Source organism: Streptococcus sp. FDAARGOS_520 (assembly GCF_003812685.1).
Taxonomy (GTDB): Bacteria; Bacillota; Bacilli; order Lactobacillales; family Streptococcaceae; genus Streptococcus; species Streptococcus agalactiae.
Window position 1 is genome coordinate 861,028 of record NZ_CP033810.1, and the last position, 26,658, is coordinate 887,685.

The window sequence follows — 26,658 nt, forward strand, 5'->3', positions numbered from 1 at the left end:
AAGTTAGTGATTAGAAGCCACCCATCATAGATGGATCCATTGCAGGAGCTGTAGGAGCTTCTGGTTCAGGTTTATTTGCTACTACTGCTTCTGTAGTCAAGATAAGACTTGCTACAGATGCCGCATTTTGAAGTGCAGAACGTGTTACTTTGACAGGGTCAATGATACCTGTGGTAACCATATCTACCCATTCTCCATTGGCCGCATTAAATCCTGTACCAATTTCAGACTGTTTTAAACGTTCAATAATAACTGAACCTTCATATCCAGCATTGTAAGCAATTTGACGAACAGGCTCTTCGAGAGCACGAAGAACAATATTACGTCCAGTCTCCTCATCACCATTAAGTTTCAGTGCCGCTACTTTTTCAATAACGTTCACAAGAGCCGTACCTCCACCTGAAACAATACCTTCTTCAACTGCAGCACGCGTTGCATTTAACGCATCTTCGATGCGAAGTTTCATCTCTTTTAATTCTGTTTCAGTCGCTGCACCAACTTTAATTACTGCTACACCACCGGCTAACTTAGCAAGTCGTTCTTGTAATTTTTCACGATCAAAATCAGAAGTTGTAGCCTCCATCTGTGACTTAATGATAGCTACGCGATTAGCAATTGCTGATGAGTCACCGGCACCTTCGACAATAACAGTAGAATCTTTATCTACTGTTACTTTAGCAGACTGTCCTAAAACTTGCATAGTAGCATCTTTTAAGTCTAAACCAAGGTCTTCAGTAACGACAGTTCCTCCTGTTAGGATAGCAATATCTTCCAGCATGGCTTTACGACGATCACCAAATCCAGGCGCTTTAACAGCTACGACATTGAAAGTTCCACGAATTTTGTTAAGAACAAGCGTTGGGAGAGCTTCTCCATCAACATCATCAGCGATGATTAGCAACGGACGATTTGTTTTAAGAACCTCTTCTAATAATGGTAAAATTTCTTGGATATTTGAAATTTTCTTATCTGTAATAAGGATATACGGATTCTCAAGTTCAGAGACCATTTTCTCGTTATCAGTTACCATATACTGTGACAAGTACCCACGGTCAAACTGCATTCCTTCCACAACTTCAAGCTCTGTTTCCATACCTCGCGATTCTTCAATAGTGATAACACCATCATTACCCACGCGCTCCATAGCTTCAGAAATGTATTCCCCAACTTTTTCAGAACGTGAAGACACAGCCGCAACTTGAGCAATAGCTTCTTTGCCTGAAACTGGTTGTGCAATCTCTTTTAGCTCTTCAACTGCTGCTGAAACAGCTGTTTCAATACCACGACGAATGCCAATCGGATTTGCCCCTGCAGTTACATTTTTAAGACCTTCCCGTACAATAGCTTGGGTCAAAACAGTAGCAGTTGTAGTGCCATCCCCTGCAATATCATTAGTTTTTGAAGCCACTTCTGACACAAGTTTAGCTCCCATATTTTCAAAGTGATCTTCTAGCTCAATTTCTTTAGCAATTGTCACACCATCATTTGTAATTAAAGGAGAACCAAATGCTTTTTCAAGAACAACATTACGGCCTTTAGGACCTAATGTTACTTTGACTGTATCAGCTAAAATATCAACACCACGCACCATTGCTGAGCGGGCATCTGCTGAAAATTTAATATCTTTTGCCATAATTTAATACCCAGGCCTAAAATTTAACAAAGTCTACTTTCTTTACAAAGCAACTTTTCTCTAATAGGCCTATATCCTTTCTTGCTTAATAAAACCTATTTAACGACAGCAACAATGTCACTTTCGCGAACAACTGTCACTTTTTCGTTACCGTCTTTAACTTCCAGACCAGCACCATTTTCGACTAAAACAGTATCACCCTCTGCAACGCTCGGTGCAACTAATTCCCCTGTTAAGGTACGAATACCGTCACCCACAGCAAGAACTTTGGCTGTCTTTGTCGCATCATGGCTTGCTCCTGCAAGAACAAAACCACCGACAGATTTCTCTTCAGTTTCAACAAACGAAATGATCACACGATCACCTAATGGTTTTAACATAATAAACGAACCTCCATACGAGATATATTTTGATTTTTTAGCACTCCTATACAGAGAGTGCTAACTACAAAAACTATTCTATCACTTGGTCAGAATTAGTCAAGAGAAAAGGCACGTTTCAAACAAGAAAAATTTCCCTAGTTATCCTGTCCATTCACTAGAGAAATTTATATTTTAACCTAAGACAAGGGCATCATCTATCAACTGTTGACCTGAGTTTTTATGGAAAAGTTCCATTAATTCTGCAACTGTTAAGTTTCTCTTTGCTTCTCCTTTAACATCAACAACAATTTTCCCGTGGTAGAGCATCACGAGACGATTACCATAAGCAATGGCATGCTCCATATTGTGCGTAATCATTAAGGCTGTCAATCGTTGTTCTTCTATCACTTTCTGTGTTAATTCCATAACCATATCGCTAGTTTTGGGATCTAGAGCCGCTGTATGTTCATCCAGTAATAATAATTTGGGACGAACAAGAGTTGCCATAGCTAACGTGAGGGCTTGACGCTGACCGCCAGATAAAAATGCAGCATCAGTCTTCATTCGATTTTCTAAGCCTAGACCTAATTGTGATAGAGACTTTTTAAATAGTTGACGGTCATCGTCAGTCACTGACTGTCTAAAAATGTGACGCTTATTGCCTCTTTTATGTGCAATTGCCATATTTTCTTCAATCGTCAAATTTGTTGCAGTTCCCATTCTAGGATCCTGGAAGACTCGACTAATATCCTTAGATCGTTTTTCTACAGAGTCTTTAGTAATTGATTGGTTGTCTAATGTGATTGCCCCCTGATCAATAGGGATCAGACCAGCGATACAGTTAAGGAGGGTTGATTTTCCCGCACCGTTACCTCCAATTACTGAAATAAAATCACCGTCTTCAATCGTTAAATCTAAACCACGTAAAACATGGTTCTCATTGACAGTTCCTTTTTCAAAAGTTTTGTGCAGATTGACTAATTCAAGTAATGACATGTTCTTATCCTTCCTTTGTAAGTGATTTAGAGGTTTTTACTCCTAGTTTAGCTCGTAATTCTGGGACATACAAAATGAGAGCCAACAAAATTGCTGAAACCAACTTTATCATCTGTGCATCAATATCGGTTGTTAATATGAAAACAATAATCATACGGTATAAAACAGACCCTAATACAATTGACCATAACCTTTTGCCAAGAGGTAAGTATTTTATCATTACTTCTGCCAAGATAATTGAAGCTAATCCAATAACGATTGTACCCACTCCCATATTCAAATCTGCATAGCCATTATTTTGCGCTAAAAGTGCACCAGATAAAGCAATCAGGCCATTCCCAATCATATATCCTAGCATTTTCATCCGATCTACTTTAATACTATTGGCTTGTCCCATAGCCTCATTATCACCTGTCGCTCTTAAAGCTAATCCTAGTTGGGTATTTAAAAAGAGATACAAAATTAAGATAACCAAGCCTACACAAACAATTCCAATTAATAAAACTGCTGAAAGTTTATTTAAACCTAATCTTGTTACCATTGTAACCAAAGTATTTTTGAGAGCAAAAGAGACGTTTGATCTTCCTAAAACAAGTAAATTAATAGAGTAAAGTCCTGTCAACGTAATAATACCTGTGAGGAGGGCTGGTATTTTCATTTTAGTATGAAGAAAACCCGATACTAGTCCTGCCAACATACCACCTAACATGCCCGCTATGGTTGCCACAATTGGATTAATATCATTAACGATACATAAAGCGCAAACTGCAGCCCCCATAGGGAAAGCACCCTCTGCAGAGAGATCGGCTATGTCTAAGATACGAAAAGTGATAAACACGCCAATTGCCATAATTGACCAAAGTAATCCTTGCGAAATTCCGGATAAGATAATATCTAACATACAATACCTTTCTGATTATTTATTATTTTTAATACTTGAAACATCAATTCCAAGCTCTTTTGCCATATCTTCATTAACTACTACTTTTAGATTTTGAGGATATTCTGAAGGAACTTTAGCGACGTCTTTACCTTTGAGGATTTTAACAGCTTGTCTTGCCGTTTGACGACCTAAAGCCTCATAATCAGCCCCATAAGAAAAGAGCAAACCACTTGGTACCATATCTGCTGAACCTCCCACAACAGGCACTTTTAATTCTTTCGATAGATTCCCTAACAGCGTTACTGAGCTGGCTATAATATTATCTGTTGGTACAAAAATAACCTCTGTTTTAGACATTAAACTCTTAGCAGTATCTTGTACATCATTAGTGGAAGAAATACCTTTAACACTTGTTTTAATCCCCGCCTCTTGGAAGATTTTTTTTGCTTGTTTTACCTGAACTTCTGAGTTACGCTCGCTAGTGGTATACATAATACCAACACGTTTAACCTTAGGCATTACTTTTCTCAAAAGGGATACTTGCTTTTTAATTGGAGACATGTCACTTGTACCAGTCGCTAAACCTTCAGGTTTTTTCATTGATTTTACTAATTCGGCTGATACCGGATCTGTCACTGCTGTAAATAAAATAGGTGTTTCTGTTGACACCGTTGTCAACGATTGAGCCGCCGGAGTCGCAATTCCCAATACTAATTTATTATCTTTAATGAGTTTTTCAGAAATTGATTGGATATTTGACTGATCCCCTTGAGCATTCTTATACTCAATTTTGATATTTTTGCCATCTTTATAGCCTTCTTTAGCTAATTCTTTTATAAATCCTTTCCTAGTGGCAGTTAGAGAGGGATGTTCTACATATTGTAAAATACCAATATGTTTTACATCAGATTGACCATTTTGAGAAGATTGTGAACAAGCTGTCATCAGAACAGTTGCTAAAACGCTGCTAATTACCATCTTTGTTATTTTTTTCATTACTATCTCCTTGTAATACCATCAAATTTTCCATAAAACAAAAAACCAACTAGACCCTACATCTAGTTGGTTAATTATTTCTCTCAATTCCTCTGTGCACGGGAGGGCGAAAAAATATTGCCTTAACCAACTAGATTATTGAAATGATCTAATCGGCTCTGCTTTCATCATAAAATGCTTTAGCTTCATAGATACAAACTTTGCGTGACGTTTGTATCCTTGAGGCTACAAACGTCTATCTAAAGAAACTAAAGTAATAATAAGTATTTGTTTGTTTAATAATAGACGATTTGATTAACATATTATTCTCTCCTTGTTTATGGTTGCCTATAAGTTTACGTCATTTAAAAATAATTGTCAATAGTTAAATTTGATTTTTTTGAAAATTCTTGTTAGATAGATAATTTAAATAATAGTCATTCGTTGATATAACACGCTTTTAAGGAAATTTAGATTTGCTATCCTTAATTTTCCATATACTCTACTAAAGCATAATAAATACCATCGTTATCATTATCCTGAGTTACATTTCCAATTCTCTCTTGTAAATCTTTAGGAGCATTCCCCATGACAAAACCTTTACCCACAATTTCAAGCAGATTTAAATCATTATAGTTATCACCAAACGCAATAGAGTCTGCAAGAGAAATATCTAAATAGTCTGCTAAAGTTTTAGCAGATTTTCCTTTTTCAATACCTGGAGCCATTATTTCAATAAAGTAAGGAGCAGATTGTGCGATTGATAAATGTGGATATTGAGCTTTCAAAGTGTTCTCCAATTCTCCCATCAGAGATGGTTCTCCCATCAAGAGAAGTTTATGAATCCTATCTTGCTTCTCTAACTCCATCAAACTCATCTCTTTAGATTGTAAACCAACAATCTCCTCCTCTTTTTGGACCCACTCATTTTCTTTATCACAGGAATACCATTCATGATAACGATAGACATTCCATGCAATTTTCGAATAATGCTTGCTTACATAAGAACAAACTTGTAAGGCAACTTGACCATCCATTGTGTGGGAAGCAATTGTTTTTTGTTGCATATCTTGTATTAAAGCCCCATTATAGGAAATAATATAAGAATCTATTCCAATTTGTTCCATAATCGGAGTAATTGCCTCAGGCATCCTAGCTGATATGGGAACGAAAGTAGCCCCTTGAGCTACTATTTGTTTAATTCCCTGCCGTGTCTTAGGTGTTACTTTAAAATTACTGTTAATTAAAGTACCATCAATATCACTAAATATTAGCCTTACCATATTATCCTCCAAAATATAATTGTACACGCTTACTTTAGTCTAACACTTAAATTTTTGTTTCGCAAATAAACTTCGTCTGGTCTAATGAGACTACTAATATAAGCTATATTTCAAAACAAATTAGTTTATTTCTCTCAATGAACGGTGTAATATGTTACTATATAGTAATAATAGGAGGATTAACTATGTCGTATCCATACAAAGCCAATCATTCCATTGAATCAATCACCTTAAAAGTAAATGACCTCGAAAACCTCGTAAACTTCTATAGCGATATCATTGGGTTAACTGTTATTGACAAATCAAGCACTAGAGCCTTACTAGGGGTAAATCAAAAAATCCCTCTTATTATCCTTGAAAAAACTGAACTTGAAAAGCATAGTACCTATGGCCTTTATCACACTGCTATTTTAGTACCAGATGAATACCATCTCAGTCTAGCTCTAAATCATTTATTATCTCAGCATATCCCTCTAGAGGGTGGAGCTGACCATGGCTATAGCAATGCTATCTATCTAAGTGATCCTGAAGGTAATGGAATTGAAATTTATAATGATAAGGATATCTCTATGTGGGATATCAGAGAGAGTGGACAAATTATTGGTATTACTGAAAGACTAGATATTGACAATTTACTTGACAGCCTTGTCAACGTTCCTAATAATTATAAGCTTTCTGAAAAAACTAGTATTGGTCATATTCATTTGAGTGTTAAAGATGCTAAGATTAGCTCAAAACTCTATCAAAATGTTTTTGGCCTTGATGAGAAATTTGCAATCCCGACAGCTAGTTGGATTGCATCCGGCAACTACCATCATCATCTAGCCTTTAATAATTGGGCTGGTCCAAATCTTTCTAAAAACCAAGAAGATAGACCCGGAATTTCCTTATTGACAATTGCTTACAATGATGACAACCTTTTTAGAGATAGCTTAAAAAAAGCGCAACTTTACCAACTGACTTTCCTTGAAAAACAAGATCATTATTATATTATTGAAGATTTTGATGGCATCCGAATTAAAGTTGTTCTAAAACCAGAGAATTAACCATCACTTGACTTTTGCCTCTTCATTTTACATAATGTCAATATGATAAAAATTTTGATCCCAACTGCAAAAGAAATGAAAGTGTGTCAAAACATTGCATGGCCTAAACTGAGTGCTCAAACGAAAATTATAATTGATTATTTTTCTACTTTAACTGTTTCAGACTTAGAGGATATCTACAGAATTAATACAAGTGCAGCTCGTTGTGAGGCTCAAAGATGGCAAGATTTTAAAGCTAAACAACTTACTCTGAATCCTGCTATTAAGTTATTCAACGGTCTTATGTACCGCAATATCAAAAGGCACAACTTATCCACAAGTGAAGCACAATTTATGGAAAATTCTGTTTTTATTACTAGTGCTCTTTATGGCATCATTCCTGCTATGACACTAATATCCCCTCATCGTTTAGATTTTAACACTAAAATCAAAATCAACAATAACTCTCTTAAAGTTTTTTGGCGTGAAAATTACGATACTTTTATGCAGTCAGATGACATTATGGTTTCTTTGCTTTCTAATGAATTTGAAACTGTCTTTTCTCCTAAAGAGCGTCAAAAACTAATACATCTTAACTTTATTGAAGATCGAGATGGCCAATTAAAAACCCACTCTACCATATCAAAAAAAGCAAGAGGAAAGTGTTTAACTGCTATGATGGAAAATAATTGCCAAACTCTAGAACACTTAAAGCAATTACGCTTTGATGGCTTCTGTTATGATAATGAACTCTCAGACTCTAAGCAATTAACTTTTGTTAAAAAACAGACTTAAGTAACTATTTATCCACAATTTATTCACACAAAAAGCAAGAGATAATCGTATCTCTTGCTTTTTGACAAACTTGTAAGGTCTAAAAACCTCTCTATATCAAGGTTTCAAACAATATTAACAAAAAATAATTGTTATTAACAACTTGTGGATAACTATGGGGATAGACAGAGGATAATCTGTTTATATAAAGTTGATTACTTAACACTAATGTCATTGTATATACCTTTAGATTTCAAAAATACTTGTTAAATTAACAATAATAAACGTCAACATCTTGTCACAGACTGTCAAATACTTATAAACAAGTTGTGGATAAACATAACTTTTAATTTTTATTTAAAAGTTAATTTTTGACACTAGAGTAAATCATCTCGTTTGACTTGTTCATAACTATTGTCACCATCGTTTAATCCTTCCCAAATCACGACTTCACCTTCTTTTAAAGATTTTTGTACATCAATGATTCTTTGATTTGAAGATCCTCTAAATTGTAGCATTAAATTTCGCTTACTTTGATCAAACCTACCATCCACTAAAATATCAATCAAAGATAACATCTCCAATTTATCTTGAGTCTCCAGCATCATTTCTTCCCAAGTATACCCCGTCCATGACCAAATATCTTTTTCTGGCAATTCACGTCGGATACGCTGAAGAAGTGGCAACAAAATACCTGTATTTAAGAACGGCTCTCCACCTAATAACGTTAAACCTTGGACGTAAGGTTGTTCTAAATCTGTCATAATTTGATCTTCAAGCTCTTTTGTATAAGGGATTCCGGCTCGAAAGGACCATGTAGCAGTATTATAACACCCTTTACAGTGGAACATACATCCAGCTACGTAGAGTGAGTTTCTAACACCTTCACCATCTACAAAATTAAAAGCTTTATAATCAATGATATGGCCATGACTTAATTCTTCGCTTTTCCACTCCCCAGGCTTTGGAGTATTCCAACTTGCTTCTTCTGACATTTCTAACCTCTCTATTGATATGAAAAGAACCAGAACTAACTGGTCTTTTTATTATTATCTTAAAGTACTATTTTAGGTTATCCAATAACGCTCTGTCTGATGAAGACAATCTTCTAAAACACCACCGTTAGCTAATATTACTGACTTGCTGGCATCATTGTCTACATGGCATGTCACAAGTATTTCATTAATATTTTTTAGATGTGCTTGCTCAATTCCTAGCTTCAACTGTTCTTTAGCATAACCTTTGCCACGCTGGCGAGGTCGTATGGAATAACCAATATGTCCACCTTTTTCTAAAAGAGTATCATTTAGTCTTAAACGTAAATTTAAGAAACCTATAGCATTATTGTCATTGTCAAAAGACACAAACTGAATATATGGAACAAAATTATCAGGAACGCCTACCCCTAACTCCATATTTAGGTTATGATCTAGCCAGTCTTCAAAATGCATAGTTGGTTCATAAAAACCACCGTCCACTGAACTACTTTCTTTTTGAAACTCTTTATACATGGCTAAAATTTCTTCTTTATCTTCTAACACTGGGCGCCGTAATTTCATATTGTTTCCTATTCCATTATCTTCAAGTTAAGCATTCCAAAAGGAGCATTCGCTTTATTAATCTGGTCACAAATAAAATGACTCAATAAACTAGACTTTGGTGATATAGGATTGACACCTGTAGTGATAGCTTGAATAAAAGCATCAATCATTGGTTCAAAACCACGTTTCTCTAGAGTGCTTGCCCAAGAACCAAAACCGATAGCACGACGGTCAAAGCCATCAATAACAGAAAGATTTGACAAATCATCTAATGAATAGGTTACTTCTGGCGACTCTATTTCAATTATTTCTCGACGAGACCCCGACTGCAGGTTCATGCTTGCTTCTATTATCTCACTGTCTGTTTCTAGCGTTACTGATACTTGTAATATCTTATTCCCATCACGTTTAGTCACAAAGTATCCTCTTTTAACAACATTATTTGTCAAAAATAGCGCCGTATCTAAAGGATGGATAAACATATCAAAAAGCTTATATTGAAAATCCGCTGGTGCATTGACAGCATTTTTAAAGGTGCGAATATGGTTTTTATCTTCTACTTTTTTCATTTCCATAATACGTGGTGCAAAGCGACGATTAAAACCTGCCATTAAAAATGTTTTATGATCCTTCGCCAAATCATACAATGCTTTAGTTGAAGTATAATCTTCTGTCAAAGGCTTATCCATAAAAACTGGAATACCCTTTTTTAAAAAAAGCTTTGCTATATCAAAGTGAGCACTAGTCGCGACATGAATGAAGACTCCATCCAAAGGATGCTCGGCTAGACTATCTAAACTGTCATAAGCTGTAGAAGAACCAAAAAGCATATTAACTTCTTCTAAAATCTGTTTTTGGCGTGTAAAAAGATGCCAGTGCACACCTGTCACTTGACGCATATAAGGTAGATAAGCTTTCTGTGAAATACCTCCTAAACCGACAATTCCAAGTTGCAACATAGCATCCTCCTTCTATTTTTTCTTTGCCTTTTCCAAAAATTGTTTCCTTAAATCTTTTAGACGTGATTTTTGATTAGCATTCTCTCCAGTAGAGTGCTTCTCATGGAACTTCTGTACTTGTGCTTGCCCTTTGTAATCTAATTGGTATTTCCCCATATCTTAATAACTCCTTCTATTTTATCTTCTTATTTTAACATATAATAGACCAGAGGTTTTAATAGAGGTTTTAATTAATTACCTTGATTTTTAATACTTGATCCGTTCATATGTTTTACACGAGCAGAGATTTCCTTATGACGACCATTAACCATCGGACGAGCCTGTGGATTACCTAAATAACCACATGTACGTTTGACAACATCTACTGTCTTAGGGTCGCTGTTACCACAATTTGGACAAGTAAAACCTCGATCTGTCGGTGTAAAATCCCCTTCAAATTGACATTGGTAACACTTATCAATCGGTGTATTAGTACCTAGATAACCTACCCGATCATAAGCATAGTCCCAAACTGCTTCTAAAGCTTTTGGATTCTGTTGCAAAACAGGGTATTCACAGTAGTGAATAAATCCTCCTGATGCACCCGTTTCAGGATAGATTTTCTCAAAATCTAGTTTTTCAAAAGGTGTTGGATTCTTACGCACATCATAATGGAATGAATTAGTGTAGTATTCCTTATCAGTAATATCAGTTACTATACCAAATTTTTCAGTATCTAAACGACAAAACCGGTCAGTCAAGCTCTCCGATGGTGTCGAATAAACTGAAAAATGATAATCATACTCATCAGACCAATCTGCACATAACTGCTTCATCTTACGAACGATGTCTACAGTAAATGCTTTAGCTTGATGGTTATCTTCCCAGTCACCACCATAAAAAACACTCGCCACCTCATATAAACCAATATAACCAAGAGACACCGTTGCACGGCGGTGATTAAAGAGTCGATCAACATTGTCATATTTTCCTAAACGTTCTCCAAATGCTCCATACTGGTAAAGAATGGGCGCATTTGCTGGGATAGCCTCTTTGACACGTTCCACACGATAAACCAAGGCATCTCTAGCAATACTCATACGTTCATTAAATATCTCCCAGAATTTATCCATATCACCGTTAGACTCCATGGCAACACGCGGTAGATTAACTGTTACAACTCCAAGATTCATACGACCAGATGTTACATCCTGACCATTTGCATCTCGCCACCCTTGTAGGAAAGAACGACAGCCCATAGGGGCTTTAAAAGAGCCCGTTAAGTCAATAATTTTATCATAAGAAAGGACATCTGGATACATCCGTTTTGTCGCACACTCTAATGCTAATTGTTTAATATCATAATTGGGGCTATCTTCTTCTAAATTAAGACCTTTTTTAAGCGTAAAAATTAATTTTGGAAAAATAGCAGTACGATGCTCGCTTCCTAAACCTTGAATCCGAATTTTCAAAATCGCTTTTTGAATTTCTCGTTCAAACCAATTAGTTCCTAATCCAAAACCAAGCGAAGTAAATGGCGTTTGCCCATTTGAAGTAAATAAAGTATTAATTTCATACTCCAAAGATTGCATGGCATCATATATATCTTTTTGTGTTTTAGCGCGCGCATAGTCTTCTTGTTTATCTTCAATAACCCATTCTTTTGCATCTTTTAAATGTTTTTGATAATTTAACTGTGCATAAGGAGCTAAAAACTCATCAATGCGATCTGCTGTACAGCCACCATATTGACTTGAAGCAACGTTCGCAATAATCTGTGAAATCTGAGCAGTCGCTGTCTGAATAGATTTTGGACTCTCAACTTCTGCATTACCAATCTTAAAACCATTTGCAAGCATTCCCTTAAAATCGATTAAACAGCAATTTGTCATGGGAGTGTATGGGCTGTAATCTAAATCATGATAATGGATATCACCCTTTTGATGTGCATTTGCTACATGAGAAGGTAACATTTTCAGACCAATTGATTTCCCTACAATACCTGCTGTTAAATCACGTTGGGTATTAAACACATCAGAGTCTTTATTAGCATTCTCATTAACAACAGTTTGATCCTTATTAATTAATTTTCCAATAGAAAAATTGATATCTGTAGCCTGTGAACGCTCAAAATCGCGTTGGGTACGATAATTGATATATTCTTGTGCAATAGCGTACTCATTAGCTTCCAATAATTTATGTTCAACGATATTTTGTATTTCATATATCTTGATGTTATCTTTAAAACGATTGTAGATCTCAGCGATGACATGATCTGCAATCATCTCAAGTTTAGCCTCAACTAAAGGAGACATTTTGATAACTTTATTACTAGCTTTTAATAGAGCCGTGTAGATTTTATACTTATCAAAGCTGACCAAACGCCCGTCACGTTTAATCACTTTGATATCAGATTCTGTCATAAATCGTTCTCTTTCCAATACCATCATGTGAAATATCCTCCAGTGACAATTATAGCATGCAAAGAAAAAAAATCAATATATTGTGTCAAGTTTTTTGCTCAGACACAATATATTGATTTTTTAATCTATTTGAAACGATATAGAACAAAATGAGTGATATTTGATAGAGGAACTTCTTGGTAGTGCTTCTTAATATCAGATTTCAGTTCATTTGGTAACTTCTCATTTTTATTTAAGATAAAGTATTTAGCCCCATGCTGAAGCAGCTCGTCCTTCAAAATTTTCTCATTATTTTTTTGCGCTGTATTAATATGTGGCAAAACAAATTGAGAAGCAGATTTTAACCGAGTCTGGCTATAAATGCTAGCAACTTTGTCCCAAACATAAATCTTACCATCTCTATCAATTTTTGTAGTCAAATAATGTGAAATGTCACGCCTTTCTTTACTAAGAGTAACATTTTGATAAGTATTATAAACTAGTAACCCTATCGATAAGGAAACTAGTAAGAGGGGCAAATAATATGTTTTCTTTACAAAAAGGTCTACGATAAGAGATTTACCAGAGAAATACTGACGTCTATGTGAACGTCTGTCAATCACTTTTTGGTAAAGAATAGTAATTTTATTACTCGTTAGCAAAAGACCAAATGGTAAAGCAGGTAAAAAGTGGTAAAGGTTAAAATCTCTTGAAAAAATGGCCATTATAGCGTAAATAATAAAAATACAGGCAATAAAGTTCAAGCCGATTTGATAAGATGCTTTTTTACGATTTTGAATAAAATCCCATAGTCCAAAGAGACAACCTGACCCTAGAAGGACAACAATTTGAATTGCTAAACTAAGAAGGAATGAGTGGTTTGTCCTAGCGAAATACGTAAAGGGGTAAAAAATAGCTTTGTCAATATAAGAAGAGATAATCTGTAGATTAAACATAAAGTAACCAACAGTATAAGCAATTAAAATCATACCAAAAACAACGCATAAAAACTGATAAAATCCTCGTAGTGACTGCTTTTGCTTAATATTGGTTGCTGTTAAGAGAACAAAAGAGCAAAGCCAAAAAATCAGTGTTTGGGGATCTATAAATAGTGAGAATGCTGCTAAAATGCCATAAAATATAAATGCTTCATCAACGATATTATCGACACAAAATTTAATTAAAAACCATAGCGAAATGAGCATAAAAGGTAATGCCCACTGTATTGGGTACATACCACCGAATCCTAAGACAATATTCATTATATAGAAAATCAACGTCATGCCTATCGAGACAATTTCACTTTGTGCCACATAATAAACTAATTTATAAAAATAAATTCCAGATACATAGTAAGCAATAAACTGTACAATAAGTAACCAGATACTAGACCCTAAAAGGTAACTTAGAGCAATCGTTACATAGTATAAAAATCCTCCTGTAGCAAAAACATCACTATAAGGGATCTGTCCTTTGGTCATCATCAAACCTGTATAGAGATTCTGAGTCTGCAAACCATTTGCAAAATAAGTCAATAAAGGATTTGCAATTGCTAAGAGAGTTGACAAAACACTATATAGTAAAATTGAAAATCGACTAGATTTCTTCATTCTGATAGCCGTTCGTTTACTCATTGATGGGCTATTTTTATAGCTCACTCCAATTGGTTTTTCTAGGTTTTCTACCACTATTTTTCTCCTCATATTTACATACTACCAGTATATCAGAAAACCTTATTTAGTCAATTTAGCCAACACTTGACCGTAACGAATAATATCCCTAAAGTAGTGGTATTTTCTAGACATATATTGTTTGAGAAATTCTTGTTCTTCTAGTGTTAGCTGAGTATCTGACATTAACATCACCTCCTTTTACTACATCATCACTATTATTATTCGAAAAAAAAACGACTGAACAATTGCTCAATCGCTTCGATATTATTCTTCATCTAGAAAGCTGTTGAAAACTTCCTCAATCATGTCCCATTCTGCATCTGAATCTTCTGGTATAGGCTGAAGGTCTCCTTCAGTTCCATCGGCATTTTCTGTAAATGAGTAAGCTTGAATCTCAATTTCACCTTGTTCGTCTTCTTCCGCACCTGCAGGAACGAGGAGAACATAGTTTTTGCCAAACTCTTCACGCCCATCAATAGTTAATAGAATTTCAAAAAGTGTTTCGTTCCCATTCTCATCTACAAGAGTGATTACTTCATGTTGATGTTCATGGTTATGATCGTGGTTATGATTATGTGCCATTGTTTCTCCTTTTTATGCCGAATGCTTAAAACATGCGGTCTAAATAATTTTGTAAGATTAGTTGAGCTGCTAATTTATCGATAACTTTCTTACGCTTACCACGACTAATATCAGCTTGCTCAACTAGCATACGCTCTGCTTGAACAGTCGTTAAACGTTCATCTTGATATTCAACTGGAAGATTGAATAATTCAGTGATTTTATCGCCATATGCCTGACTAGCCTCTACACGAGGACCACTTGTATTATTCATATTTTTAGGTAGACCAACTACAAATTTATCAACTTTGTACTCTTTTACTAACTCTGCTAAGCGGTCAAAACCAAAATTTCCAGATTCTTCATCGATCTTAATGATTTCAAGACCTTGTGCAGTGAAACCGAGTGGATCACTAATTGCAACGCCGACAGTTTTCGAGCCGACGTCAAGTCCCATTATTCTCATTACAAATCTATTCCATTTCCTTGTAAATAATAACGAACGAGCTCTTCTACAATCTCATCACGTTCATATTTACGAATTTGATTGCGAGCATCATTGTAACGAGGTACATAAGCAGGGTCCCCACTCAATACGTAACCAACAATTTGATTGATGGGATTGTAACCTTTTTCTTCTAATGAACGATAAACAGCTGTTAATGTTTCACTAATTTCTACTTTGTTACTATCATCTAATCTAAAACGAACAGTTTCATCTGTAAATCCCATACCTACACCTTCTTTCCTTTAATTCTTTCACTTATTATAACTTAAATAAAGTATTTGTACAAGAAATTGATAAACACTATATTAGAAAATCAAAAAGGGAGCACAAGAAACCAAGAAGTGATTCTTTGATTTCTTTACTCCCTACCTTATAGGTGATTTTTACAGGTTATCGTGTGACTCTCACTTATGCTTATCTAAAGCTCAAAGTGCTGCACGAAGACGAGCTTCTGCATTTTCAACGTTACGAATAGAGCGAGGTAGAAAAGCACGAATATCATCTTCCTTATAACCTACTTGAAGACGTTTGTCATCAATTAGAATTGGACTCTTTAAAATACGTGGATTTTCTTGAATAAGATCAATAACTTCATTTACACTCAACTCCTCAATATTACAATTGAGCGCCTTAGCATAACGATTTTTAGAAGAAACGATACTTTCAATACCACTTTCAGTTTTTGTTAATATTTCTAAAATTTCATCACGTGTTAGTGATTCTTTACCTAGGTTTTGTTCTTTATATGGAAGTTGATGAGCATTTAGCCAAGTTTTTGCTTTTTTACAACTTGTGCAACTTGAAATAGTATAAATCTTAATCATGTGCCTTCTCACTTTCTATCCCATGATAGTTATAGTTTAACATAGTCACAAAAATCAAACATGGGACTTAAGACCTATTTTTTATCAATTTACTAATAAAAATAAATAGATTTTAGGGATTTTTAAGCTTATTTTTAGTATAAAAATAAGTTCCAACCACTGTCAGAACTTATTTTAGTTACATTTATTCAAGTTCAAGATGTATAGTTGCTATTTTATTCCTCAATTTCAATAGCATTGTCCAAATCTAAAACAAGATCATCAGCTTCATTTTTTTCTTCAACGAGCTCAGACTGAACTGGCGAATCATCTTCAGTCATTCCAAAGTGCACGCGCACTTTATGGTCAATTTCATCAAAAATTGCTGGATTATCTGCTAAATATTTTTTGGCATTTTCAGAACCTTGTCCAATTTTCTCACCATTATATGAGTACCATGCACCTGCTTTTTGGATAATATCCAAATCACTAGCAATTTTAATTAACTCACCCGTGCGAGAAATACCTTCACCATACATAATTTCGACAAAAGCTTCACGGAATGGTGGAGCAACTTTATTTTTAACAACTTTGATTTTTGTCTCTTTACCAACATTATGATCTTTATGCTCACCAGTTCCCTTGATTTGAGTATTACCACGAACATCTAGACGAACCGATGAATAAAATTTCAAAGCACGACCACCAGGTGTTGTTTCAGGGTTACCAAACATAACGCCTACTTTTTCCCTTAACTGGTTGATAAAAATTGCGATTGTCTTTGTCTTGTTAATGGATGCTGACAATTTACGCATTGCTTGACTCATCATACGAGCTTGCAAACCAACGTGGCTGTCACCAATATCACCATCAATCTCAGCACGAGGAACAAGGGCTGCAACTGAATCGACAACAACTAAATCAACTGCGCCTGAATCAATCAATTTACCTGCAATTTCAAGACCTTGCTCACCTGAGTCAGGTTGAGACAAAAGTAACTCATCAATATTAACTCCAAGAGCCGCAGCATAGGCTGGGTCAAGAGCGTGCTCAGCATCAATAAAGGCAGCAATCCCACCTTCCTTTTGGGCTTGAGCTACGGCATGAAGGGCAACCGTTGTTTTACCAGATGACTCTGGTCCATAAATTTCGACGATACGTCCTTTAGGATATCCACCTGCTCCTAAAGCGATATCTAAAGCAAGAGAACCTGAACTCATTACTTGAACCTTTTGTTCAGCTCGCTCACCTAAGCGCATCACTGCGCCCTTACCAAAATCTTTTTCAATATTTTTCAAAGCATCATCTAAGGCTTTTCGACGTTCATCACCGAATTTCTTAGTAATTTCTTCTGCTTTTTTCGTTTTTTTAGCCAATGTCTTCTCCTTATATTTCTATGAATCTAGGTTGATTCAAATTTAGAAATCGTTCTACTAATTATAACAAATATTATATCTTTAATAAAGCCCTACGCACCAAGTCAAAAGCATGTAAAGTACTGATATGACGGACATCTGAGCGACTCTTCCCTCCAATCGATACTTTAATAGAAGAAACGCCTTCAGGGGTTGCAATCCCAATAAAAACTGTACCTGCAGGGTATCCTTCCAACTCATCAGGACCAGCAACTCCCGTTAAACCGATACCAAAATCTGCTTTTAAAAGTTGGCGAGCTTGCTGAGCCATTGCCTCAGCTGTAAAATGACTGACAACTCCATATTCTTGCAATTTTTTCTTAGGGATGCCGAGAAGTTGTGATTTTGCTTCCATACTATAGGTCGTAAAACCACCATTAAAAACTTGCGAAGCACCAGAAAATTCTGCTAACTGAGATTGAAATAACCCTGCTGTTAAGCTCTCTGCGGCAGTAATCGTTTTATTTTGTACTTTCAATAATTCTAAAACAGTACGTGCCATACTATTATTATCACCATAACCATATAATAAATCTTTTAATTTACGGTTATCTAATGTCTTAAGAGCAAGTATTTCTTTTTCTAAGCTATCTAATTTAAAGTCGGCCTCATCCTGATTTTCAGCTTTCGTTGATAACCTTAAAGTTACCTCACCAACCTTTGCATATGGTGCTATAGTTGGGTCTGTCTGATTCTTAATTATGTCTTCTAAGATTGTGACTAACTGACTCTCACCGATACCAAAGAATCTCAATACACGTGAATATAATTTTGTGCCATTATTTGACAAAATAGGTACTACCTGCTCCATAACCATTGGCTTTAATTCACTAGGCGGACCTGGTAAAACCATATATTGGACTCCCTTAGATGTAACGATACCACCAACAGCTAGACCAGTAAGGTTTTGTAGAGGTATTGAGCCTTCAACCAATTGAGCTTGTCGTTCATTATTTGGCGTTCTAGCAAACTGAGGACGACTTGCAAAAAAAAACGATCCAATTTTCGACTAGCTAATAAATCTACTGTTAATGATTTACCTAAAAATTTAGCCAAAGTTTGCTTCGTTAAGTCATCCTCTGTAGGGCCAAGTCCACCACATAGGATAACCAATTGACTGCGCTGACTAGCTATATCTAAAAGCGATAATAAACGTTCCTCATTGTCTCCTACAGCTGTCTGGAAATAAATATCAATTCCCAATTCTGCCATTTTCTCCGACAAAAATTGTGCGTTTGTATTAACGATCTGTCCTGTTAAAATTTCTGTTCCTACAGCGATAATTTCAGCCCTCACAACTTCACCCTCTTATCTATTCGAAATAATGACTACATTTTAGCAAAAAAAGTAGCAAAAGTGCTACTTAAAACATATCACATTGATATTACTTGAAATCACATATATTTTCATGGTCATTAACCATACCCGCGGCCTGAATAAAAGAATAGAGGCAAGTTGGACCAACAAATTTAAAACCGCGTTTTTTTAAATCCTTAGATAAGCGTTCGGATAAGGTAGTACTTGCAGGCACATCGTTGTAGTTGTTAACTGAGTTAACCTGTACTTTATTATCTACAAAAGACCAAATGTAGCGATCAAAACTTCCGAATTCTTTCTGAATTAATATAATTGACCTAGCATTTTGTCGTGTTGAGAAAAGTTTTAGACGATGACGAATAACCCTAGGATTTTGTAAGATTATCTCTAAATCCGCATCTGACATTGCAGCTACCTTTTCAATATTATAGTGATGAAAAACTTGTCTGAACTCCTGACGTTTATTTAATACTGTTTCCCAAGATAAACCCGATTGATAAGTTTCTAAACATAGTAACTCAAAGAGTACATGATCGTCATGAACAGCTCTCCCCCACTCTTTATCATGGTAAGCTACATATAATGGATTATCTAAATTCACCCAAGAACATCGTTTCATGTGAAACCTCATTACTTCTAAATTATTTCATCAACATCTTCAAACTAGATTTGATGTATTGCTCCACAGTCTCGTTCGTACCTTCAAAAAAGGCTTTTACTTTTTTCAATTCAGTCGCCTTATACCCCAACGCTAACAAAGCTTCCATAGCTTCTTCAAGATTGCTATTCTGCTCAGAGCTAACCTTACGACTAGTCGCACTCTCACCAGAAGCTTCTACAAACTTCCCTGACAAATCAAGGATCATCTGTTGTGCTGTTTTTTTTCCTATCTTTGGAAATTTAGTCAAATACTTAATATCACTATTATCAATGGCACTTACGAGACCTTCATTGTCATCGACTGCAATAATTGCTAAAGCGGTCGTTGGACCAATTCCTGATACTGAAATTAAATTAAGAAAAATTTCTTTTTCATTTTCCGTATGAAAGCCAAATAAAAGATGTGCATCATCGCGAATGACTTGATGTAAGTAGATGGTAACTTCTTGATTAACGTAACCTGAAAAAGAGTAGGGATTTGCCACATATATCATGTATCCCAATCCAGCTGTTTCCACAACAATAAATTTAGCCGTTATTTTACTCAATTTTCCTTTAATATAATCGTACATTCTATTTTCCTATCTCAATATTTTTCATTTTGGTAGCATATAAGATTAAAACCAGACCTGCTAACATAAAAATGGTCAATGTTATTTGAACACCTATTTTTCCTGTAAAATAGCTGAGCGAAACCATGGCACCTGCTAATACACTTGCAACAGGTTGTGCGATAGCTAAAAATCCAGAATATGATCCAATTTTTCCCTCCACCATCATCTCCGCCCTTAGAACCTGACTAGCTGGAACATAAATCATTTCGCCAAAGGTGAAAAACGTCATGGCAATCAAAATAGCTCCAAAAGTGTTTAGAGAAATATTAAAAAGCATTCCAAAACCACAAATCAAGCTCCCTAATATTAGTTGACGTTTCAAAGGCCAATTCTCTATGAATTTATTTATAGTTGTCATTAGTAAGACAATTAATAGAGTGTTTGTAAAGACTGCTAAACTAAGCATTTTAGCACCTGTGATTGTATGTCCTAAAATGGACACTACTTCAAAATTTTGCTTAAGATTGACCGAGAAATAATTATCAACCTGGAGCCAGACAACACTGGAACCAATTGCTCCTAAAGTATAAACAACAAACGCTTTATCCACTAAAACCTGACTATAATTTTTAAAAGTTCCTAAAACTCCTTTATCATGCTTGAAGGTTCCCTCCTGTGGTTTTGTCTCATCAAACTTGAAGTAGACCACGAAACAACAAATCGCTGAAATAATAAGAAGAACTATTAATAATTCAAAAAAATGGTGATCATAGAAAATCCCAGCAATTCCAGAACCTAGCATTACAGCGATGTTAACCAACCAATAACCTATAGTGTAAACAAAGCGACGATTCTGTTCGTTCGTCAAATCAATGGTCATAGCTTCATAGGCAGGGAAATAAAATTGGTGAGCTATTTCAATGATAAGGATACCTACAAAGGTCAAGTGTGGCGTAATATGATTTGGAACATTTGCAGCTATAGTTATAGCCCAACCAATGGTTGCCAGCAGTGAACCTATAATCACAACTTTTTTCCTCCCCATAGCATCTGACAAATGGCCTCCATATAAGGTCGCTACAAACCCTGATAGTTGAGTTATGATGATCAAGATTCCTGTAACTAGATTTCCAAAATATTGAACATAATACATTGCCATAAAAGGAAAAATAGCTGAACCAACCGTAATGGAAATAAAACGCAATAATTCTCTTAACTGTAGCTGTTTTGGCAAAGCAAAAAACTCTTTCACTTTTTCTCCCTTCTTCCCTAACAAGTAATTATCAATATTTTCCTAAATCCCTGAGGCTTGTATGATTTTCTTGGATTCGTTTAAACATTTTCTCCATATCAGCTTTTGTAAAATTAACTAAAACAGGTCTTCCATGAGGGCAATTATAAGGATTTTTACATTGCGCTAACTGATCTAATAAATGACGTGCTGAGTAATCGTCTAGCGTATGGTTTGCTTTAATAGATCGCTTGCAAGACATCATAATAGCCAACTCTGCGCGATATTTTTTCACTGATACTTCATTAGTGAGCAACAACATATCACACATTTCATAAATGCCAGACTCTACCTCTTCTTCTTTCATCCAAATTGGATGTTCCCTTAAAATGAAAGTATTATTACCATACGGTTCCAAGAAAATACCAACATCTTGTAATAATGACATTTTTTCTTGTAATTGAAGAAAATCTGAACTTGAAAATTCAAATAGAAATGGTACTAACAATTGTTGAAGACTATTATCAACCTCACCTATCTTTTCACGGTAATACTCGTATTTTACACGCTCTTGAGCTGCATGTTGATCAATAATATACAACCCACCATTCCCTTGAGCAAATAAGTAGGTCCCATGCATTTGACCAAAAAATTCGAGCTCTGGAAAAGTCGAACTTTCTTCCGAATCTAATTTTTCAACAAGTTTGTTAAGTGACTGTTTACTACTAAGGTAATCCTGAGAATGAATGAAGTTCTCACTATCAGCTTGATCTCTACTAGCATACTTTATATTAGGAGACTGCGTTGCTCCTTGATTAACAGAGTTTTTTACATCATTGTCAACTGAACCGTCACTTTTGTCAAGGTTTGTAAAGTTAGCAATAGGTTCAGATACAGTATCTGCACCTATAAAAAAGTCATTTTTAGCCCTATCGTAATACAAACCAGGCTGTTTTAGTGAGAAGCTTGTTTGTATAGGCTTATCTACACTTCGGGTACTAGTTTTAGCTAAATTCTCTAAAGCATCCGGAATCAAGTCATATTGTTTAAGACTCTCAGAAATTGCTGTGCTTATTAAACTCATTAATTCTCGTTCCTTAGAAATTCTCACCTCTTGCTTAGTCGGATGAACGTTGACATCTGCTAGATAAGGATCTATCTGAATATCAATGACAGCAATTGGAAATCTTCCAACCATCAACTTTGAACCATAACCATCTAGAATTGAGCGGTTCAAAAGAAAATTTTTAATGTAACGACCGTTAATTAATAGGGTAATATAGTTTCGGTTAGCTCGTGTCAATTCAGGCAAACTTACATAACCCGAAATTTCAAAATCTAAATCTGCATTTGAAATCTCAATCATTTTTTTTGCAGTATTTAAACCATAAATACCTGCAATCGCCTGTCTCAAATCGCCAGTCCCACTAGTTTTAGTCATTTCTTTACCATCATTTATCAGTGTAAAAGCAACTTCCGGATGCGCTAGACTGAGTCTATTAACAATATCAATAATATGAGCTAGTTCAGACTGTAAACTCTTCATGTATTTCAATCTGGCAGGCGTGTTAAAGAATAAATTTTCAACTAAAATTTTTGTTCCACGAGGACTTGAAACAACTTCCTGTTTTTCAATGTTTCCCCCTTTAGCAACAAGTAACGTCCCTTGTTTCCCTTGCTCTGTAGCTGTTTTTATCGTCATTAAACTAATCGAAGCGATTGATGGTAGAGCTTCACCACGAAAACCTAAGGTCCGAATACGAAAAAGGTCACTCTGGCTTTTGATTTTGGATGTAGCGTGACGTCGTAAACTGAGAACGGCATCCTCACTAGTCATCCCTTCACCGTTATCCGTTATTTGAATCTTTTTAAGACCAGATTCTTCAACCTCTATGGTAATTTGGCTACTTCCTGCATCTATGGCATTTTCAACTAATTCTTTAACGACGCTACTAGGCCTTTCAACAACCTCACCAGCAGCAATCTGGTTAGCTAATATATCCGGTAATTCAATAATTTTAGACAAGTTCATCCCTCCTTTTTTTATGATTTTTTGTAACTTTTTTTGTGATATCTTAGCCATTATACCATATTCAAAATATTAATTTGACAATAACACAATTTTTAGTTGACATCACTCCTATTACCTGTTAGACTTAGGGAGCGTAATAAGTTTTGAAGTTGTATTTTTGTTTAACATTTTTACCTTTTTTATTTTTTACAGTAACATTTTTAGAAAGGTAATAAACAAATGACACAAGGTACAGTGAAATGGTTTAACTCAGAAAAAGGTTTTGGCTTTATTTCTAGCGAAACTGGAACAGACGTCTTCGCTCATTTTTCAGAGATTAAAGTTGATGGCTTCAAAACTCTTGAAGAAGGACAAAAAGTAACATTTGATATTCAAGATGGTCAACGTGGACCACAAGCAACAAATATCAATCTTGTTAAATAATTAAAAAAGAGCCTAAATGAATTATTTAGTCTCTTTTTTGTTGCCTAAAGGCTATTTTATAATAATTTCTTTAAGTCAAATATAGCATTCATAGCTTGCATTGGAGTTAGATTCATTATATCTATCGCTTCTAACTCCTCAATAACCCTACCTGCATTTGAAGGTTCTTCAAAAAGCGATAATTGTCCTTGTTGCTTCTCAGAATCTAGTTCCTCATTTAAGTCAGCAGTAACAGCTTCTTGGGAGGGCGATACGATCAACTGTACTGCATCAGCTTCCAACTGTGATAAAATATCAGTTGCCCTATCCAATAAGTCAATTGGTAAACCAGCTATTTTTGCGACGTGTATCCCATAAGACTTATCCGCAGGTCCAGATTCAATTTTATGTAAGAAGGTAACTTCTCCATCTCTCTCTAAAGTAGCCACGTGTACATTGACAAGCCTTGTCAACTGTTCAGATAAATCTGTCAACTCATGGTAATGAGTCGCAAACATTGTTTTTGCCCTAACACGGTCATGAATATATTCTATAATCGATTGAGCTAATGCCATACCATCATAAGTGGCTGTCCCTCGACCTAATTCATCAAAAAGAATCAAAGATTTATCACTGGCTCGTTTTACAGCTTGATTCGCTTCCATCATTTCTACCATAAAGGTTGATTGCCCAGAAATTAAGTCGTCAGCAGCACCAATCCTAGTAAATATTGCATCAAATACAGGCAAATCAACTTCGTCTGCCGATACAAAACCTCCCATTTGTGCCATAATAACTGTCAAAGCTAACTGGCGCATATAGGTCGACTTACCACTCATATTTGGTCCTGTAATCAACTGGATATCTGTCTGACTATCAAAATAGATGCTATTGGGAATATATTCTTGCACTCCCATCACTTTTTCAACAGTTGCATGACGCCCATTCTTAATCTTAATCTGATGTTGATCATTAAATTTGGGACGAACATAGTGATAATTTTCTGCAACTACTGCCAAACTCTGTAGAACATCAACGGTTGCAATCGTCTTTGCTAACTCTTGAAGACGTTTAATATAAGATTCTACTTGGGCACGAACACGCATAAAAATATCATATTCTAAATTTGAAGATTGCTCGCGAGCTTCGAGCATTTCACCTTCAATTTTGGCTAGTTCTGCTGTTCCATAGCGTTCAGAATTTTTTAATGTCGCTTTACGGAAAAAATGCTCCGGTACTAGTGATAAATTGGAATTGGTAACATGGAAGTAATAACCGTCTTTTTTATTATAATCAATTTTAAGAGTACCGATACCACTTGCTGCTCTTTCCTTAGCTTCAATATCAGCAATCCAACCTGTACCTTCACGCATCACTGTTCGATAATTATCCAATTGCTTATCAAATCCAGACTTGATAATGTTTCCCTCAGTGATAGTAGCCTGTGCTTCTGGGGCTATCGCCGTATTAATTAAACTTTCTAATTCAGGCATAGTGTCAATTTTGTTGACAATGATGTCAAGCTCAGGTTGATTGAAGGACTGTAAAATCATTTTAATCCGAGGAATTTGTGATAAGGTCTGTCCGAGTTGCAATAGATCTTTAGGGTTGGCTTTTCCGAAAGATACTCGACTTGCTAGGCGTTCAATATCATATACACCCTTTAAACTTTCTGTGAGATCGTTTCTCTCAAAAAAATAATCAAGAAACACTTGAATAATATCTTGACGTTCCTTGATTCGATTCATACTTACCAAAGGCCTGTCAATCCAAGTTCTCAGCATTCGAGTTCCCATCGCTGTTTTAGTCTCATCTAACAACCAGTAAAGACTTCCATGCTTCTTGCTTGTTCTAGCATTCTCCAGTAAATCTAGACTATTTTTCGTTGCATATGACATTTGTAAATAGTCCTTTATTTCATAATGAACTACTTTCTGTAAATGACTAAGTTCACGCTTTTGTGTTCTATGCACATATTGTAAAAGTTTTTCCGCAGCAGATATTTCCAAATCAGTTAACTGCTCATCAATCAAATGAATATCATTAAGTCGTTCGTCTTCGTATGATAAAAGCAAGTTCATCTGCTTCGTCAGTAGGTGATTTTTTTCGTCCGTCAATTGATATCCTACTACAATCTCACGAGCTTTTAAATTTAGTATTTCACTACGGACGGACTCAAAATCTGTTAAAAGGGTTGCCTGAAACTCTCCAGTTGAGACATCCATATATGCTAGACCAAATGTTTGTTGATCTTGCGAATCAATCGCTACTAAGAAATTATTAGCACTATCCGGCTTCGTTGACTCCACAACCGTTCCTGGGGTAACAACTTGCACTACCTCACGCTTGACCACTCCCACAGCTTTTTTAGGATCTTCCATCTGCTCAGCAATGGCTACTTTGTAACCTAATTCAACTAAAACGTCAATATACTGTTGAGCTGAGTGATAGGGAACTCCTGCCATTGGGATTGGCTTTTCTGCGTTCTTATTTCGACTAGTCAAGCTAATTTCCAGGATTTGTGCTGCTTTTACCGCATCATCATAAAATAATTCATAAAAATCACCCATTCTAAAAAGCAAAAAAGCATCTGGATAATTCTCTTTTATATCCAGATACTGTTGCATTCCCGGTGATATCGTTGGCTTGGCCATTTCTCACTCCTAACTAACGGGGCTGGCTGCCATGCT

General features: G+C 35.6%; 26 protein-coding genes and 1 pseudogene. 3 read left to right on the forward strand and 24 right to left on the reverse strand.

Annotation, left to right across the window (positions count from 1 at the left end):
* Positions 1–10: 10 nt before the first annotated feature.
* From groL to EGX96_RS04445, 6 genes are all read right to left on the reverse strand, one after another.
* Entirely contained in the window at positions 11–1,633 is a 1,623-nt protein-coding gene (gene groL / locus EGX96_RS04425) for a chaperonin GroEL (protein WP_001029978.1), read from the reverse strand.
* Between the two features lie 95 nt (positions 1,634–1,728).
* A complete protein-coding gene (groES, locus tag EGX96_RS04430; protein ID WP_000917302.1) occupies positions 1,729–2,013 on the reverse strand; it encodes a co-chaperone GroES in 285 nt (94 codons plus the stop codon).
* A gap of 174 nt (positions 2,014–2,187) precedes the next feature.
* Complete coding sequence (locus EGX96_RS04435) at positions 2,188–2,991, reverse strand: ABC transporter ATP-binding protein (RefSeq protein WP_000054430.1); 804 nt, start codon at positions 2,989–2,991, stop codon at positions 2,188–2,190.
* 4 nt (positions 2,992–2,995) lie between these two features.
* Positions 2,996–3,892, reverse strand: coding sequence for an ABC transporter permease (locus EGX96_RS11190; RefSeq protein WP_000884162.1), 897 nt, complete (start codon positions 3,890–3,892; stop codon positions 2,996–2,998).
* Positions 3,893–3,907: 15 nt separating this feature from the next.
* Positions 3,908–4,870 carry an ABC transporter substrate-binding protein gene (locus EGX96_RS11195; protein ID WP_000724426.1) on the reverse strand — a complete coding sequence of 321 codons (963 nt, stop codon included), beginning with the start codon at positions 4,868–4,870 and terminating at the stop codon, positions 3,908–3,910.
* 464 nt (positions 4,871–5,334) lie between these two features.
* Positions 5,335–6,132 carry a Cof-type HAD-IIB family hydrolase gene (locus EGX96_RS04445; RefSeq protein ID WP_000251908.1) on the reverse strand — a complete coding sequence of 266 codons (798 nt, stop codon included), beginning with the start codon at positions 6,130–6,132 and terminating at the stop codon, positions 5,335–5,337.
* Between the two features lie 185 nt (positions 6,133–6,317).
* Between EGX96_RS04445 and EGX96_RS04450 the strand changes: the two genes are divergently transcribed.
* The gene (locus EGX96_RS04450) at positions 6,318–7,178 is read left to right on the forward strand and encodes a VOC family protein (protein ID WP_000121548.1); all 861 of its coding nucleotides are present in this window, start codon (positions 6,318–6,320) and stop codon (positions 7,176–7,178) included.
* 42 nt (positions 7,179–7,220) lie between these two features.
* Positions 7,221–7,952, forward strand: a complete 732-nt coding sequence (gene yaaA / locus EGX96_RS04455) for a peroxide stress protein YaaA (RefSeq protein WP_000590612.1) — start codon at positions 7,221–7,223, stop codon at positions 7,950–7,952.
* A gap of 356 nt (positions 7,953–8,308) precedes the next feature.
* Here yaaA and nrdG read toward each other — a convergent pair whose 3' ends face one another.
* From nrdG to mutL, 17 genes and pseudogenes are all read right to left on the reverse strand, one after another.
* Positions 8,309–8,926, reverse strand: coding sequence for an anaerobic ribonucleoside-triphosphate reductase activating protein (nrdG, locus tag EGX96_RS04460; protein ID WP_001287943.1), 618 nt, complete (start codon positions 8,924–8,926; stop codon positions 8,309–8,311).
* A gap of 72 nt (positions 8,927–8,998) precedes the next feature.
* A complete protein-coding gene (locus tag EGX96_RS04465) occupies positions 8,999–9,490 on the reverse strand; it encodes a GNAT family N-acetyltransferase (RefSeq protein ID WP_000776874.1) in 492 nt (163 codons plus the stop codon).
* A gap of 8 nt (positions 9,491–9,498) precedes the next feature.
* Positions 9,499–10,431: a Gfo/Idh/MocA family protein gene (locus tag EGX96_RS04470; protein ID WP_000939688.1), complete on the reverse strand. Its 933-nt coding sequence runs from the start codon at positions 10,429–10,431 to the stop codon at positions 9,499–9,501.
* 12 nt (positions 10,432–10,443) lie between these two features.
* Positions 10,444–10,587, reverse strand: coding sequence for a hypothetical protein (locus EGX96_RS04475; RefSeq protein ID WP_000521645.1), 144 nt, complete (start codon positions 10,585–10,587; stop codon positions 10,444–10,446).
* Positions 10,588–10,661: 74 nt separating this feature from the next.
* Positions 10,662–12,860: an anaerobic ribonucleoside-triphosphate reductase gene (gene nrdD / locus EGX96_RS04480; protein WP_000989500.1), complete on the reverse strand. Its 2,199-nt coding sequence runs from the start codon at positions 12,858–12,860 to the stop codon at positions 10,662–10,664.
* Positions 12,861–12,958: 98 nt separating this feature from the next.
* The gene (locus tag EGX96_RS04485; protein ID WP_000230040.1) at positions 12,959–14,500 is read right to left on the reverse strand and encodes a membrane protein; all 1,542 of its coding nucleotides are present in this window, start codon (positions 14,498–14,500) and stop codon (positions 12,959–12,961) included.
* A 45-nt stretch (positions 14,501–14,545) separates the two neighbouring features.
* On the reverse strand, positions 14,546–14,668 hold the full coding sequence (locus EGX96_RS11270) for a hypothetical protein (protein WP_001285711.1): 123 nt from the start codon (positions 14,666–14,668) through the stop codon (positions 14,546–14,548).
* An 81-nt stretch (positions 14,669–14,749) separates the two neighbouring features.
* Positions 14,750–15,067, reverse strand: a complete 318-nt coding sequence (locus EGX96_RS04495) for a DUF1292 domain-containing protein (RefSeq protein ID WP_000940932.1) — start codon at positions 15,065–15,067, stop codon at positions 14,750–14,752.
* Between the two features lie 25 nt (positions 15,068–15,092).
* Positions 15,093–15,512 carry a Holliday junction resolvase RuvX gene (gene ruvX, locus EGX96_RS04500; protein ID WP_001222109.1) on the reverse strand — a complete coding sequence of 140 codons (420 nt, stop codon included), beginning with the start codon at positions 15,510–15,512 and terminating at the stop codon, positions 15,093–15,095.
* On the reverse strand, positions 15,512–15,778 hold the full coding sequence (locus EGX96_RS04505) for an IreB family regulatory phosphoprotein (protein ID WP_000507056.1): 267 nt from the start codon (positions 15,776–15,778) through the stop codon (positions 15,512–15,514). Before EGX96_RS04505 ends, ruvX begins: the two co-directional genes overlap by 1 nt.
* 201 nt (positions 15,779–15,979) lie before the next feature.
* Positions 15,980–16,378, reverse strand: coding sequence for a transcriptional regulator Spx (gene spx / locus EGX96_RS04510; RefSeq protein ID WP_000591161.1), 399 nt, complete (start codon positions 16,376–16,378; stop codon positions 15,980–15,982).
* Positions 16,379–16,593: 215 nt separating this feature from the next.
* Positions 16,594–17,733 (reverse strand): recombinase RecA, encoded by a 1,140-nt coding sequence (gene recA, locus EGX96_RS04515; protein ID WP_001085741.1) that lies wholly within the window; start codon positions 17,731–17,733, stop codon positions 16,594–16,596.
* 73 nt (positions 17,734–17,806) lie between these two features.
* Positions 17,807–19,068 (reverse strand): annotated as a pseudogene (locus tag EGX96_RS04520) (competence/damage-inducible protein A).
* Between the two features lie 88 nt (positions 19,069–19,156).
* Positions 19,157–19,708, reverse strand: coding sequence for a DNA-3-methyladenine glycosylase I (locus EGX96_RS04525; protein WP_000817341.1), 552 nt, complete (start codon positions 19,706–19,708; stop codon positions 19,157–19,159).
* A 22-nt stretch (positions 19,709–19,730) separates the two neighbouring features.
* Positions 19,731–20,321 carry a Holliday junction branch migration protein RuvA gene (ruvA, locus tag EGX96_RS04530; RefSeq protein ID WP_000272487.1) on the reverse strand — a complete coding sequence of 197 codons (591 nt, stop codon included), beginning with the start codon at positions 20,319–20,321 and terminating at the stop codon, positions 19,731–19,733.
* Between the two features lies 1 nt (position 20,322).
* The gene (locus tag EGX96_RS04535) at positions 20,323–21,555 is read right to left on the reverse strand and encodes an MDR family MFS transporter (protein ID WP_000657476.1); all 1,233 of its coding nucleotides are present in this window, start codon (positions 21,553–21,555) and stop codon (positions 20,323–20,325) included.
* 31 nt (positions 21,556–21,586) lie between these two features.
* Positions 21,587–23,560 (reverse strand): DNA mismatch repair endonuclease MutL, encoded by a 1,974-nt coding sequence (gene mutL, locus EGX96_RS04540; protein WP_000034617.1) that lies wholly within the window; start codon positions 23,558–23,560, stop codon positions 21,587–21,589.
* A 225-nt stretch (positions 23,561–23,785) separates the two neighbouring features.
* Between mutL and EGX96_RS04550 the strand changes: the two genes are divergently transcribed.
* Positions 23,786–23,989: a cold-shock protein gene (locus EGX96_RS04550; protein WP_000191849.1), complete on the forward strand. Its 204-nt coding sequence runs from the start codon at positions 23,786–23,788 to the stop codon at positions 23,987–23,989.
* Between the two features lie 56 nt (positions 23,990–24,045).
* On the opposite strand, the gene mutS is transcribed toward EGX96_RS04550, so the two are convergent.
* Complete coding sequence (gene mutS / locus EGX96_RS04555; RefSeq protein WP_001118377.1) at positions 24,046–26,622, reverse strand: DNA mismatch repair protein MutS; 2,577 nt, start codon at positions 26,620–26,622, stop codon at positions 24,046–24,048.
* Positions 26,623–26,658: the final 36 nt, after the last annotated feature.

Bases quoted from the DNA above. Each gene is read 5' to 3' on its own strand.
- spx (WP_000591161.1), bottom strand. From the start codon at position 16,378: ATGATTAAGATTTATACTATTTCAAGTTGCACAAGTTGTAAAAAAGCA.
- EGX96_RS04470 (WP_000939688.1), bottom strand. From the start codon at position 10,431: ATGTTGCAACTTGGAATTGTCGGTTTAGGAGGTATTTCACAGAAAGCT.
- EGX96_RS04435 (WP_000054430.1), bottom strand. From the start codon at position 2,991: ATGTCATTACTTGAATTAGTCAATCTGCACAAAACTTTTGAAAAAGGA.
- yaaA (WP_000590612.1), top strand. From the start codon at position 7,221: ATGATAAAAATTTTGATCCCAACTGCAAAAGAAATGAAAGTGTGTCAA.
- EGX96_RS04465 (WP_000776874.1), bottom strand. From the start codon at position 9,490: ATGAAATTACGGCGCCCAGTGTTAGAAGATAAAGAAGAAATTTTAGCC.
- ruvA (WP_000272487.1), bottom strand. From the start codon at position 20,321: ATGTACGATTATATTAAAGGAAAATTGAGTAAAATAACGGCTAAATTT.
- EGX96_RS04525 (WP_000817341.1), bottom strand. From the start codon at position 19,708: ATGAAACGATGTTCTTGGGTGAATTTAGATAATCCATTATATGTAGCT.
- groES (WP_000917302.1), bottom strand. From the start codon at position 2,013: ATGTTAAAACCATTAGGTGATCGTGTGATCATTTCGTTTGTTGAAACT.
- mutS (WP_001118377.1), bottom strand. From the start codon at position 26,622: ATGGCCAAGCCAACGATATCACCGGGAATGCAACAGTATCTGGATATA.
- EGX96_RS11190 (WP_000884162.1), bottom strand. From the start codon at position 3,892: ATGTTAGATATTATCTTATCCGGAATTTCGCAAGGATTACTTTGGTCA.
- EGX96_RS04505 (WP_000507056.1), bottom strand. From the start codon at position 15,778: ATGGGATTTACAGATGAAACTGTTCGTTTTAGATTAGATGATAGTAAC.
- EGX96_RS11270 (WP_001285711.1), bottom strand. From the start codon at position 14,668: ATGTCAGATACTCAGCTAACACTAGAAGAACAAGAATTTCTCAAACAA.
- EGX96_RS04550 (WP_000191849.1), top strand. From the start codon at position 23,786: ATGACACAAGGTACAGTGAAATGGTTTAACTCAGAAAAAGGTTTTGGC.
- EGX96_RS04450 (WP_000121548.1), top strand. From the start codon at position 6,318: ATGTCGTATCCATACAAAGCCAATCATTCCATTGAATCAATCACCTTA.
- ruvX (WP_001222109.1), bottom strand. From the start codon at position 15,512: ATGAGAATAATGGGACTTGACGTCGGCTCGAAAACTGTCGGCGTTGCA.
- EGX96_RS04445 (WP_000251908.1), bottom strand. From the start codon at position 6,132: ATGGTAAGGCTAATATTTAGTGATATTGATGGTACTTTAATTAACAGT.
- EGX96_RS04475 (WP_000521645.1), bottom strand. From the start codon at position 10,587: ATGGGGAAATACCAATTAGATTACAAAGGGCAAGCACAAGTACAGAAG.
- EGX96_RS04495 (WP_000940932.1), bottom strand. From the start codon at position 15,067: ATGGCACATAATCATAACCACGATCATAACCATGAACATCAACATGAA.
- nrdD (WP_000989500.1), bottom strand. From the start codon at position 12,860: ATGATGGTATTGGAAAGAGAACGATTTATGACAGAATCTGATATCAAA.
- nrdG (WP_001287943.1), bottom strand. From the start codon at position 8,926: ATGTCAGAAGAAGCAAGTTGGAATACTCCAAAGCCTGGGGAGTGGAAA.
- groL (WP_001029978.1), bottom strand. From the start codon at position 1,633: ATGGCAAAAGATATTAAATTTTCAGCAGATGCCCGCTCAGCAATGGTG.
- EGX96_RS11195 (WP_000724426.1), bottom strand. From the start codon at position 4,870: ATGAAAAAAATAACAAAGATGGTAATTAGCAGCGTTTTAGCAACTGTT.